Source organism: Candidatus Tisiphia endosymbiont of Beris chalybata, from assembly GCF_964026555.1.
Taxonomy (GTDB): domain Bacteria; phylum Pseudomonadota; class Alphaproteobacteria; order Rickettsiales; family Rickettsiaceae; genus Tisiphia.
Window position 1 is genome coordinate 137,290 of the sequence record NZ_OZ032159.1, and the last position, 12,597, is coordinate 149,886.

Here is a 12,597-nt window from a genome sequence, read left to right on the forward strand (position 1 = left end):
CTTTATTTCTTTATCCTTTTCAATATTAAACCTATGCCAAATATTGTTAAACTGGCCATAGTACCTACAAATACTCCGCGCACCCCGTAAAATTGTCTGCTAATAAAATTTTCCCATATCAGAAAAGTGGCACTACCTACGCTTCCGCTTATAATCATCATAATTGTTGATACGGTAATACCACATAGAGCAAATATTAAAGGTATTAATATTATAGGTCCCCAAAATCCTGTAATGAATACTACCAAATCAATTACGTTATGAAATTTTAATGCAATGATTATTGCAATGCTGCCAATTAGAACATTAGCAATCCGAGCAATTACTAATAATCTGCCTTGATTTTGGATTTTCAATAAAGGATTTAGTAAATCTTTTACCAACGCTATAGTAGTGATATTTAAATCAGAATCAGCAGTAGACATTACTGCGGCCAGCATTCCAATGATAACAATCCCTTGTAGGCCGGGAGGTACTACCTGTCCAATAAGATAAGGAAGCGCCAGAGTAGAAGATTGGTTAGGAAATAGATGATAAGCAATTAACCCATTTATAGTAACACATATTAAGAATAAGGCATATATAGCAGATTTTATATATATTGCTTTGCTAGTTGCTTTAGGATTTTTATTAATTAAGGTTCTTTGAATAAAATGAGGATATAAATTCATTACGTAAAAACCAAGCATGGCGGTGATAGTGTTAATAAGTAAATCATGATCAAAGCTATTATTATGAAAAAGATATACTTTTTGTGGAGGAAGCTGTTGAAAAAATTTAAGGAATCCGATTTCGTGGAGCCCGCATGTTGCTATGATCGGAATCGCTATTATCATAGCAAAAAATTGTATCAAATTGGTAAATATTATTGATTGTATTCCTCCTAAAGTAGTATATATGATCACAATTCCGTAGCTTAATATTACCCCCTCTACATAATTAATTTTCAATAAATATTGAAAGATGTAACCGCTAACGCTTATTTGAGCCGCTACAAAACCTATAGATACCAAAATGGTAGTGAGACCTGCAATAAAGCGGCCTGCCTTCCCATAATATATCGACATTATATCGCCTATGCTTTCAGCGCCATAATGTTTGATTATTTTGGGTACTAGGTAAATAGCTATTAATATATCAACTGGTATGGTCAGGATTAAACCATAGGTATAAGAGATGTTTCCTGAGAATGCTTTTTCTGAAATCCCAAAGGTAGTAGCGCCCCCAACCGAGGATGCAAAGATAGTAGCAACTAGGAGTAATTTATTACTACTGAAATTACTTCGGATACTTGCATAATTTGCAAAGCTTACCATTTTCGCTTTATGATATATCCCAAAAATCAGTAAAAATATTAAGTATAAAAATACTATGGTAATGTCAATTGTCATCTAATACCATTTCCGAAAACTCATCATTACGTCGTACTTCATGCTCTCCGCTCCTTACGTACTAGTATGTACGCGCAGGTAGCCGACACTCGTACTCCTAGTGCTAATTTAGTTTTGGGAAATGGTATAACTTCAGTTTCTTCGCTATCTCTTATCCCAGTGATATATCCTACTCATCTTTTAAGGGTTGCTTTTTTATTTTATTAAGGATTCGTCTGTTTACGTAACGTATATGCTACTTCCGCATATACTCGGTGAACTTCAAGAATTGGCGTCGTCATGCCCTAAAGATCTGCGATGCTCACGTACTATAGTACGCTGCGCTTCTCGACTTTGACACTCCTAGCTCTTCTTGAAGTTGACCTTCGTATACCAACTCTTCGGTTATGAGCAGTATACTTACTGCTTAAAATAAAATGAGGGGGTCTTGAAAAGAGTATACGTTAAATAACTAGTGCTAGCAATTAATATAAGTACATAATTTGCATTAGTAACCACAAAGATGCTCCTTACTCCTACTAATTAACTCCGTGATTGCTGCTTACCATATTTTAGAAAACATATAATTTATTTGAGAGATATTTGAAAATTCTTGACTCTATGGCTTTACTCTAATATTCTCAAATACCACATAATCCCAAATTATCCCAAATTTGACCAAATCTTATACGGTGTGGATTTGTTAGTTATAGCCTGCGGTATTTAGCTGGTGATATAAAATCTTAAGCTTTACGAAAGCACTTAAAAACTGAAAAATGTAAATGAGTATTTTTCTATCAAAATATATCAATAATCTTGATAAGAAAGGACGGGTGTCAATACCCGCTAGCTATAGGACCGTTTTAGAAGAACATTCATTTAAGGGTGTTATTGCCTACCCATCTTTTAGAAATAAATGCATCGAGGCTTGTAGTATCAAAAGGCTAGAAGAGTTAAGTCAAATCATTCAGACCTTGGATCCGTATTCAGAAGAACGTGATGCTTTTGAAACAATCATTCTAGGAGAAGCTGTGCAGCTTGCATTAGATAGTGAAGGTAGGGTAGTAGTGCCTAAAGCCTTAATAGAACATGCTAATATAGCAGAGCAAGTGTGTTTTGTTGGTAAAGGCCTAATTTTTGAAATGTGGTGTCCACAAAACTTTGAAGTGTATCTTACCGCTGCTCGTAAGATCGCTCAAGATAATCGTTTAACTTTAAAAAACATTTAAGAAGATGGCACAAAAATTCTCAAATGATTTAGAGAAGCTAGCTACCAAACGCTCCAAGGCAACGTTGTATAAAGAGCATACATTGCACGAGATAGAAGATTTGCCCCTAGGTTCTGCAAGTGACTTGCACGAGGATAACAAGGAATTGCCCCATATTCCAGTTATGCTAAACAAAGTTAAGGAGTTATTACAGCCTAACGATGCAGGAAATTATTTAGATTGTACCTTTGGCTTTGGGGGCCACAGTAGAATGATCCTTGAGTCTTGCATGGGTAATGTAGTAGCACTTGATCGAGATCCGAACGTGAAAATTTATGCTGATCAGTTAATAAATGATTACCCCACTAGAATGAAATTTATTCAATCAGATTTTGCAAGTAGTGCAGTGAAGTTAGGGGACGCAAAATTTGATGGGATTGTGATGGATTTAGGAGTGTCGTCTATGCAGCTTGATTCTGGTGCCAGGGGTTTTTCATTTACTCATAATGGCCCTCTTGATATGCGAATGAGCCATAGCGGGTCCAGTGCTGCAGATTTTATCAATAATGCCGATGAGCAAGAAATAGCGGATGTGATTTATCAATATGGTGATGAAACTTATTCCCGAAAAATAGCTAGAAAAATTATTGAGCATAGACAGCAAGAGGCTATAACTACTACCTCACGGCTAGCAAGCATTATACATAGTAGCATAGGTGTTAGGCACGGCAAAATTGATTCCGCTACTAAAACTTTTCAGGCATTGCGTATTTATGTTAATGATGAATTAGGTCAGTTAGAACAGTTTCTGAATAATTGTAAAAATATTTTAGCTAGGGAAGGAAAGTTAATCATAATATCCTTTCATTCTTTAGAAGATCGAATAGTTAAGAATTTTTTTAAAGCTAATTCACCTAAATTGGTCGCACAGTCTAAATATTCTGTAAAATTAGAGCAAATGGAAAATAGTAATAAATGGCTTAAAATCCTTACTAAAAAGCCAATAAGTCCATCATTAAGCGAAATCCACAACAATCCAAGGGCGCGTTCTGCAAAGTTAAGGGCGGGGCAAGATGTCAGGCCGTACAATGCCTAAACGCCGATATTTTCAAGGAGAATAGTGTAATGATGTTAATTAGGATGGTTAGTTATGTAGTGGTAATTATTGTAGCTATTTCTATTTATGGCTTATTTACCATTAAGGATAAAGTGGCTAGCTTGCATTATCAGATTAGTACCATATCTAAGCAATTAGCAGAAGAGAATAATATGCTGCATATTTTAAAAGCCGAACAAGCATATCTTACTTCGCCAAATAGACTGAGAAAATTAGCTTCACTCTATTTGCAGCTGGATAATATTAAGATTACTCAAATGGTTAGTGACCCTTTATCACGTGCTGAAGCTAAATATGTAATATCTCCAGAAGAAGGATTACAATATCTTACCAAAACCACTGCTAAATGGCGTTATAAAACCCATAATACCAATAAATATATTAAAACGGTTTCTAGTAAGAAGGTAGAATAACCTATGCAGATTACTAATTTATTATTATTCCTGAAAAATATTGTCATCAGAATAACAAGAAATTTTAATGATATTATTGTATGGGATGTTTCAGTTGACAATACAAAAATTAGGTTATTAACGGTTAGTGGTTGTTTTGCTTTATTCTTTTGTGGCTTAGCATATCGCTTAATAATTATCGCCACTAGCGATTATGTTAAGCAAACGGAGTATAACATAAAAAACACCTTGCGAAAGGAAATCATAGACCGTAATGGCACTTTATTAGCCGTCAATTTGCCTTCTTCATCCTTGTATGCAAACCCTCAACGAGTCATTAACCCTAGGCAATGCTTAGAAAAATTAGCGGCAATACTTCCACGGATTGATAAAACTAAGCTGCTTGCAGATCTCAAAACGGATAAAAGTTTTGTATGGATACAAAGAGATCTATTGCCCCACGAACAAGAAGCAATATCTAATTTAGGCATGCCAGGCTTTGTATTGGAGCAGGAACAAAAACGAATTTATACTTTTTCCCATTTACTTTCGCATGTGATAGGATATGTCAATAGGGATTTGGTGGGGATGGCAGGATTAGAAAGGGCCTATGAGCAGTTTTTAACTAACTCAGATCCTGATAGAAGTAAAGAAGAACAACTTAACAAGCCTTTAGAATTAACGATAGATGTCAGGGTCCAGAACATTTTAAATGAAGAAATAGAACGTACTATTAAAGAATTTAGTGCCAAAGGAGCGGTAGGAATAATTGCTAATCCTAATAATGGAGAAATTTTAGCATTTGTTAGCAAGCCTGATTTTGATCCCCATTACCCTAATTTAGCTAAACCCGAGGAATTATTTAATATGGCAAGCCTTGGTATATATGAAATGGGCTCTGTATTTAAAGCGTTAACTATGGCAGTAGCGTTTGATGTTAATTGTATCACCATGAATGATGCTTATGATACTAGTTACTTGAAAGTAGGAGGGTTTAATATAAAGGATACTCATTATATGCCTGGATGGCATAGTGTTTCAGAAATTTTTTTACATTCTTCGAATATTGGCGCTACTCAAATTATTTTTGAGGTTGGTAAGCAGCAGTTTAAGGAATATTTGAAGAAATTAGGTTTATTAGATCAACTGAAAATTGAGATTCCAGAAAGAGGGACTCCTCTATTTCCTTCGGATAAAAGATGGACTGACCTTACAACGGCTACTATGTCTTATGGCTATGGGTTATCAGTAAGCCCCTTACATTTTATGCAAGCCGTAATACCCGTAGTAAATGGGGGGATATTGTATGACCTTACCTTAATAAAAAGGCCAAGAACGCGTACACTTGGCACTAGGGTTTTTTCTGAGAAAACTTCTAAGCAGATGAATCAGTTATTTCGAGTAGTGGTGAAAGAAGGAACAGGACAAAGAGCCGAAGTAAAAGGTTATTTAGTGGGAGGTAAAACGGGTACTGCCGAAAAATTATCTTCCGGGCCTGGTAAAAAAAGGTACCTTAAAAATAGCAGGGCTTCATCATTTTTAGGGATACTCCCCTCTTATAATCCCCAATATGTTATTTATATTATGTTTGATGAACCTAAAGGTATTAAAGAGTCATTCGGCTTTGCTACAGCTCGGTGGACTGCTGCTCCTACGGTAGGAAGAGTCCTTGCAAGATTGATATCATTATATGGGATAGAACCTATTTATAAGGGTGAAGAATTATAGAAGAGCAAATAGCTCTCGCTTAGAGAAAGCGCCGCTTGTATTCGACCTTTAGAGTAGATGAGATAAAACCAATTATTTCTACCTGTGAAAAAAATTTTTAAATTTCTGTTTTAGATTTGAAGCTGTTGTAGTATTTGACGCCTTTGATTTGTCCATATTCACCTTGTCCATAAGTTTTACCTCCTTCCCTATCTTCTGCGCTTCTGCTTTTAGATCTGGTACTTTATCTTTTGGCTTCATAAATTCTGTAAGAGCTCTCGTGCGTTGTATTATTTCCCTAGAGATTTTAATTTGTGCAGCTTTTGGATCCTTCTCTATGTTCTGCTTTATTTCTGTTCGGAATTCTTGCAGTTTTTGATAATGCTCCTGATCGTCCTTACTCATCTTATCTATTCGCTTTACAACCTGAGGACTAGATCGCGTTAGTGCCTCGTGCATTAACTCTACAGAGTGCTTTATCTTTGTATCGTCAGGTGTCTTAGCTGCTATTGCTAATGCATTTTACGTTAATTCTGGATAAGGGGAATATGGGAGGATAATAGATAATAAGGATTGCCAAGGGAGGCAACCTACAGTATTGAAGTTTTTGACCAAAAAAACAAACTGTAGTCATGAAGAAAGATATCACAGAATTATATAGTTTTATAGATGATTTTTGTAAAATTTATCTTGAACTTCCTCTATCTTCTCAATAAAGGCATCCTTAACCACTTTCCCCATCTTTTTTATCCAAACTGACACCACTGAATTATGTATTTTCTTTACCCTAGCTATTGCTCTAATACCCATTGAATTAATATACATCATTACCGCTTCTAATTTAAAATCTGCACTATACTTAGATGCTTTGCCTCGAAACACACTATTACAAACTTTACATTTATATCTTTGTACTCCATCTTGTAGTCCATTCTTCACTATCTCTTCAGAGCTACATTTCTTACATCCTTTCCATGCTCCTAACATTATTTCGCTCCTTATTGCTATTTCCCTATATAGCTTAGCTATATATTGTTCATCCGTCAACTGTCCATAGGCAATGCCAAAGTCATTTTAGTCTTGCTCAATTTTAGAGTACGACTTTTAAACTGCCCTGTCTCTTAATATACCTTGAAATTTTTCTTTAATAACAGAGATAATTACGTTACTTAACTGGTTTAAATCCTCCTCATTTAACGTACGATCATCGGCTTGAAATTGCACTTTAATAGCCACAGATTTTTTACCCCATGGTAATTTCTCACCTATATAGATATCAAACAAATCCACTGTTTTTATTAATTTTTTATCGAGATTTTTTATACAATTCACCAGTTCTCCAACCGGCTGGTCTTGCTCTATTACAAAGGCATAATCTCTAACAGTTATCTGAAAATCAGACACTATCAATTCCCGCCTCTTCCCAAATTTTGATTTACTAAATGGGATATTAGCAATATTGAGTTCAAAAGCAAATACTTCCTCCTTAATACCAAAATGTTTTAATATAGTAGGATGCACTTGCCCAAAATATGCTATTACATTCTTCCCGAGTTTTATTAAACTAGACCTTGTTGGGTGGTAATAAGATAAATCTACCTTAGTAAATTGACAATTATCTATATTTATATTCATATAATCCAAGGCAATTTTTAAGTCAGATTTAATATCAAAAACATCAAACAAGCGCGCTGCTGAATGATAATTCGTCACACTATAATAGCCGCATTTTATTCCCGAAGCAAATAACCCCTCTCCCTCGACGGTGCAAGAGTTAAATACTGGCCCTATTTCCATTAAGGCAATGGTCTTAATAGATCTATCAAGGTTTTTTGCAGCCATCTTTAATAAATTTGGCAGAATAGAAGGGCGCATATAATTATTATCTAGACTAATTGGATTTACTAAGAACAAATCTTCTTGTAGTGTTGAAAATAATTTTGCTGTTTCACTATATAAGAATGAATTGGTAACTACCTCATCATAGCCACAACTAGCTAAAACCATTTTAAGACCCCCTACTCTCCTTTGTTCTGGATCATTAGGGTTCTTGAAATCTAACATAGGTAATTTAATTGAAGTCAGCCGATCATAACCATAAACTCGGATAATTTCTTCAATAACGTCTTCTTTGATATTAATATCATGCCGCCAAGAGGGTACTAAAATGTTGATTAGACCTCTTTCACCGCTTGCATCGTGCTGGGAAGAAAAAAATCTATCGTTAGTTTTTGGTATTGTACTATCTTCATTCACGATAATGAAGCCCAAACTTTCTAAGATACTACAAATTTTTAATAGGCTTAGATTCATACCAGTTATTTTAGATAAACAACTTATAGGAAACTCTAAAGATTTCATAATAGGATTAATGCTACCTTCATATATCACCTGGGAAATTTCCCCACCGCAAATAGAAACGATCATTTCAGTAGCAATATTTAAGGCTTTCATAGTAAATGCCTGATCTATATTGCGTTCAAAACGGTAACGTGATTCAGTATCAAGCTGTAACCGTCTGCCCATTTTAATAATATAGCTAGGTGCAAAACAGGCGGCTTCTAAAATAATATTTTGCGTACTTAATGTGCAACTACTATGACTCCCTCCTATAATGCCAGCAATAGCTTGAGGTTCCGACTGATCCTGGACTATTAAATCGTCTTCTTCTAAATCATATTCTTTTTCATTTAACGCTATGAATTTAGTTTTTTCTTGAAGTAATGCTACCTCAATATTACCTACAAATTTACTTTGATCATAAGCATGCATTGGCTGACCAAAGCTATATAATATATAATTAGCTACATCTACTATTGCTGAGACCGATTTTACCCCTATATTATCTAATAAACGTTTTAACCAATCTGGACTCTCTCTATTGTTTAAGTTTCTTATTTCTCTAACACAAAATAAGCAAGCAGCTGTTTTATCTTGGACCTTTAACGTAAGCTCCGACTGAAACCCTTCTTGAATTACTGGTAGGGTTAATTCTGTCAGCCTACCTATTCCGCTAGCCGCTAAATCTCTAGCTATTCCATAAACTCCAAGTGCATCCCCGCGATTGGGAGTAACATTAATATTGAGTACTGGGTCATCCAGCCCATAATAATTTACAAATGGCTCTCCTACCTTAGCAGTAATAGGCAATTCAATAATCCCTTCAGGATCGGTGCCCACTAATAATTCTGCTTCAGAACAAAGCATCCCACAGCTTTTTTCCCCACGGATTATCGATTCTTTAATCTTAAACTTACCCCTTGGAATTTCACAGCCAACCTTAGCTAATACCACTTTGAGATTTGCCCTAGCATTACTAGCGCCACAAACAATTTGTAATATTCCTTCTTGCGTTTCTACTTCACATATTTGTAATTTATCTGCCGCAGGGTGAGGCTTAGTACTTAATATATACGCTACTTTAAAATCACTTAATTCGGCCCTTCTGTCTATTATTTCTTCTACTTCAAGACCCAGTGCCGTTAAGCATTGAGCAATTTCTGCTACCGAAGCGTCAGTGTCTAAAAATTTCTTTAACCAGGATAAAGTAATTTTCATTTTGTTATCCCCCCTGCTATAGCCGCAAAATCAAAAGCAGAAAAATTATAATGTTTTAACCATCTGATATCACCTTCAAAAAACTGTCTCAGGTCTTTAATATTATATTTTAACATAGCGAAACGCTCAATCCCTAAGCCAAACGCAAATCCTTGGTATTTTTCACTATCTATATTAACATTCTTTAAGACATTGGGGTGTACCATCCCACAGCCCAATACTTCAAGCCACCTGTCACTATTTGGCATTTTAATATCTACCTCGGCTGACGGTTCAGTAAATGGAAAGAAACTTGGTCTAAACCGTATTTCTATGTTGGCTTGTTCAAAAAAGTTTTTGATAAACTCGATTATTACATATTTCAAATGCCCCATATTAATCTTTTCCTCAATTACTAAACCTTCAATTTGATGAAACATTGGGGTATGAGTCATGTCAGAGTCAGAGCGATAAGTTCTACCGGGCGCAATAAATCTAAAAGGTGGATTACTATTTTCCATTGCCCTAATTTGAATTGGGGAGGTATGAGTACGTAATAATAGGTTCTGCCCTTCTTTTTGTGATTTAAGGTAGAATGTATCATGCATTTGCCGCGCCGGATGGTCTTTATCAAAATTCAAAGCGGTAAAGTTATACCAGTCATTCTCTATAGTAGGACCCCCTTGGACGTTGAGACCAAATTTTGCAAAGATTTGAATCAATTCTTCAGTAGCTTGGGTAATAGGGTGTATACTTCCTTGTTTATATGACCTTGCGGGAATTGTTAAATCTATTTTTTCTTCAATAAAACGTTTTGCTAACTCACTTTCCTCTAACACTACTTGTCTTGCTTCTAACAAATTGGTAATTTTTAATTTCACTAAATTAATAGCTTCTCCCAGATGCTTACGCTCAACTTGCTCAATAGTGGCCAGTTGTTTCATTTCTTGATTAATTAAGCTTTGCTTCCCCAAAAACTCTACTCTAACTTGCTGTAATTCAGATATAGTATTGGTTAACTCTATTTTTTTCTCTGCAGAATGTAGTATTTTATTAAGATTATTCATAAAGCTCAAATTAGGTAATTTAAATATAGCTATACTGCTCATACTTCAAGAATTGGATTTTATTTTGAATGACGAGCGCGCAGCGTACTATGTAAGTACGTAAACACATTAGCTCACGATAAAATAAAAAAACAATTCGTCTTATGCAGGAAGTCTACTATGGAAAATAAATTAATTTACTAATAAAAGCAATGAAGATATAGTAGACCTCTTGCATAACCTAAAGATAATTGAAGAATTTTTAGGAGAAACGAAGTCGAGTACCGCAGCGTACATGTTAAGTACGTGAGGAACAGAGAGGAGTTTCGACGACAAAATTACCAATTAGATTAGGTTATGCAAGAGGTCTAGTGAATTCAGAAGAATTAAGAACTGATAGGAGAGGCAGTGAAGCCTAGGTTCTGTAAAGGAAAAAGATTACTGCTATAAAGGAAGATTAAAATGCTTAAAGTAAGACAAATTGGGGATCCACAACTTCACCTGGTACCAGCCAAGGCAGACCTATCGAAGATTGACTTGGTACAAAATTATATCACTATTTTACAAGAGGTAAAAAATTTATACGGCGGGGTTGGAATAGCATGTAATCAATGCTTAGAAATTACTAATCCTATTCAACTTGCTTTAGTTGGTGTTGGGGATGAAAAATCAAAAGTAGAAGCCCAGAAGAGGTACCCTCATGAACAAATCCCTAGTACGACTATTATGATAAACCCGACCATAGTAGGTTATAGTCAAGAAACATATTATCCCACATATGGTGAAGGGTGCTTAAGCGTTTTTGGGCCGATACGCGGCAAAGTCCGAAGATATTCTCGCATCACAGTTCAATATCAAACCTTAGAAGGTTATATTATCAAAAGAGAGGTTGAAGGTTTTGAGGCCCACATAATTCAGCATGAATATGACCATTTACTCGGAATTGTTTATCTACAAAGAATATTTCAGGATTGTACCTTGGCGAGCAAAGAGTTAATAGCTACTTTGCTAGACAGAGAAATAAATAATAGACAAAATCGTCTTCCTTATAACGGTACGGTTTCTAATCAACCAATACTTGTTTTTGATAGAAAAGAAGATCAAGTAATTTTTGAGCCTACTCTGTTATCTCTCCTATTAACACAATTAGAAAACTCTACACTTTTAGGCATGAAACAGTGCTTACAATCCCCCCATCCGCTCCACTAACGCAATAGACCTCTTGCATAACCTAAAGATAATTGAAGAATTTTTAGGAGAAACGAAGTCGAGTACCGCAGCGTACATAGACGTACGTGAGGAACAGAGAGGAGTTTCGACGACAAAATTACCAATTAGATTAGGTTATGCAAGAGGTCTAATGTCATAGCACAGAGTAAAATAATTTTCATACTGGTGCTGGTCCAGTACTAGCGTACTGGTCCAGCACCAGTATGCTTCTTTCCAGACATCATTACTTTCTTACCTGCCACAAGCAACTCCTGAAAACTCTTCGCGCACTCGCCAGAGGCTTTAGTATTCTCTAGGACGCCTTTACATATCACAATAACTACGTTGCAGGCAGAGTTAATGAACTTCTTTAGGGCCGTTAGAAATTCCTTCTCTTTCAGTACCCCAATTGGTTCTACAACCTTCTCCACCAATAGAGCTTGCACAAATTTCTCCAAGCGCCCCATCGGGCTCTTCTCATAACGTGATTTAATTAACTCATCCAAGTTCTCTCGTGGATCTTTTAATACATCTTCGAAACCACTACCAAAATTTTCTAAAATTTTCTTACCTCCTTCCAGATGGAGCTTACCCTTTTCACTAACCGGCCCCGCAAGGATTGAGTTAACAAGCTCTAAGACTACTGCTACCTTAGTTTTAATGTCCTGTAATTTTTGACCAGCAGTATCCTGAAATTCCCCTATATTATTTAATTTTTCTCCTTCTACATGGTGAGCTACCGTTTTACTATCTTGCTTGCTATCTCCAACCATTGCTGTATTATTTTTTTTATCTATTATTACTTCTTTCCAAATCACTACCTGAAATTTGTTGTTCTATTGTCATTATTATCCTTCCTTAATTAATTCATGTAATTAAATATCGATTAACGAGCTAAATCAATTATTTAAATAACTCTTCAGTATAAGCTTACCATATCTTATATTAACTTAATAACCATTTTCCTAAAAAATTTAATTATTCTCCTGACCTGTGTAAACTTAAGGCTAT

General features: G+C 35.5%; 12 protein-coding genes. 6 read left to right on the forward strand and 6 right to left on the reverse strand.

What is annotated here, in order from left to right; translation table 11 throughout:
• Positions 1 to 2: 2 nt before the first annotated feature.
• Positions 3 to 1,391, reverse strand: a complete 1,389-nt coding sequence (locus tag AAGD44_RS00705; RefSeq protein WP_341764153.1) for a sodium:solute symporter family protein — start codon at positions 1,389 to 1,391, stop codon at positions 3 to 5.
• A 761-nt stretch (positions 1,392 to 2,152) separates the two neighbouring features.
• Here AAGD44_RS00705 and AAGD44_RS00710 point away from each other — a divergent pair.
• Genes AAGD44_RS00710 through AAGD44_RS00725 form a run of 4 tightly spaced genes read left to right on the forward strand, consistent with a single transcriptional unit; the run spans position 2,153 to position 5,815 of the window.
• On the forward strand, positions 2,153 to 2,599 hold the full coding sequence (locus AAGD44_RS00710) for a cell division/cell wall cluster transcriptional repressor MraZ (RefSeq protein WP_341764154.1): 447 nt from the start codon (positions 2,153 to 2,155) through the stop codon (positions 2,597 to 2,599).
• A 4-nt stretch (positions 2,600 to 2,603) separates the two neighbouring features.
• Positions 2,604 to 3,674: a 16S rRNA (cytosine(1402)-N(4))-methyltransferase RsmH gene (gene rsmH, locus AAGD44_RS00715; RefSeq protein WP_341764155.1), complete on the forward strand. Its 1,071-nt coding sequence runs from the start codon at positions 2,604 to 2,606 to the stop codon at positions 3,672 to 3,674.
• A gap of 29 nt (positions 3,675 to 3,703) precedes the next feature.
• Positions 3,704 to 4,108, forward strand: a complete 405-nt coding sequence (locus AAGD44_RS00720) for a hypothetical protein (protein ID WP_341764156.1) — start codon at positions 3,704 to 3,706, stop codon at positions 4,106 to 4,108.
• 30 nt (positions 4,109 to 4,138) lie between these two features.
• Positions 4,139 to 5,815, forward strand: a complete 1,677-nt coding sequence (locus tag AAGD44_RS00725; protein ID WP_410520999.1) for a peptidoglycan D,D-transpeptidase FtsI family protein — start codon at positions 4,139 to 4,141, stop codon at positions 5,813 to 5,815.
• A gap of 78 nt (positions 5,816 to 5,893) precedes the next feature.
• Here the strand turns inward: AAGD44_RS00725 and AAGD44_RS00730 are convergent, their stop codons facing one another.
• The 4 genes from AAGD44_RS00730 to pheS all read right to left on the reverse strand — a co-directional run bounded on the left by AAGD44_RS00730 (position 5,894) and on the right by pheS (position 10,398).
• Positions 5,894 to 6,199, reverse strand: a complete 306-nt coding sequence (locus AAGD44_RS00730) for a hypothetical protein (RefSeq protein WP_341764158.1) — start codon at positions 6,197 to 6,199, stop codon at positions 5,894 to 5,896.
• Positions 6,200 to 6,457: 258 nt separating this feature from the next.
• Positions 6,458 to 6,841: a hypothetical protein gene (locus AAGD44_RS00735; RefSeq protein ID WP_341764159.1), complete on the reverse strand. Its 384-nt coding sequence runs from the start codon at positions 6,839 to 6,841 to the stop codon at positions 6,458 to 6,460.
• A gap of 57 nt (positions 6,842 to 6,898) precedes the next feature.
• Positions 6,899 to 9,352 (reverse strand): phenylalanine--tRNA ligase subunit beta, encoded by a 2,454-nt coding sequence (pheT, locus tag AAGD44_RS00740; RefSeq protein ID WP_341764160.1) that lies wholly within the window; start codon positions 9,350 to 9,352, stop codon positions 6,899 to 6,901.
• Positions 9,349 to 10,398, reverse strand: a complete 1,050-nt coding sequence (pheS, locus tag AAGD44_RS00745; protein ID WP_341764630.1) for a phenylalanine--tRNA ligase subunit alpha — start codon at positions 10,396 to 10,398, stop codon at positions 9,349 to 9,351. Before pheS ends, pheT begins: the two co-directional genes overlap by 4 nt.
• Positions 10,399 to 10,839: 441 nt before the next feature.
• Between pheS and AAGD44_RS00750 the strand changes: the two genes are divergently transcribed.
• Entirely contained in the window at positions 10,840 to 11,586 is a 747-nt protein-coding gene (locus tag AAGD44_RS00750; RefSeq protein WP_341764161.1) for a peptide deformylase, read from the forward strand.
• A gap of 13 nt (positions 11,587 to 11,599) precedes the next feature.
• Positions 11,600 to 11,746 (forward strand): palindromic element RPE1 domain-containing protein, encoded by a 147-nt coding sequence (locus AAGD44_RS00755; RefSeq protein ID WP_341764162.1) that lies wholly within the window; start codon positions 11,600 to 11,602, stop codon positions 11,744 to 11,746.
• Positions 11,747 to 11,786: 40 nt separating this feature from the next.
• On the opposite strand, the gene AAGD44_RS00760 is transcribed toward AAGD44_RS00755, so the two are convergent.
• Entirely contained in the window at positions 11,787 to 12,404 is a 618-nt protein-coding gene (locus AAGD44_RS00760) for a hypothetical protein (RefSeq protein ID WP_341764163.1), read from the reverse strand.
• Between the last annotated feature and the right edge of the window lie 193 nt (positions 12,405 to 12,597).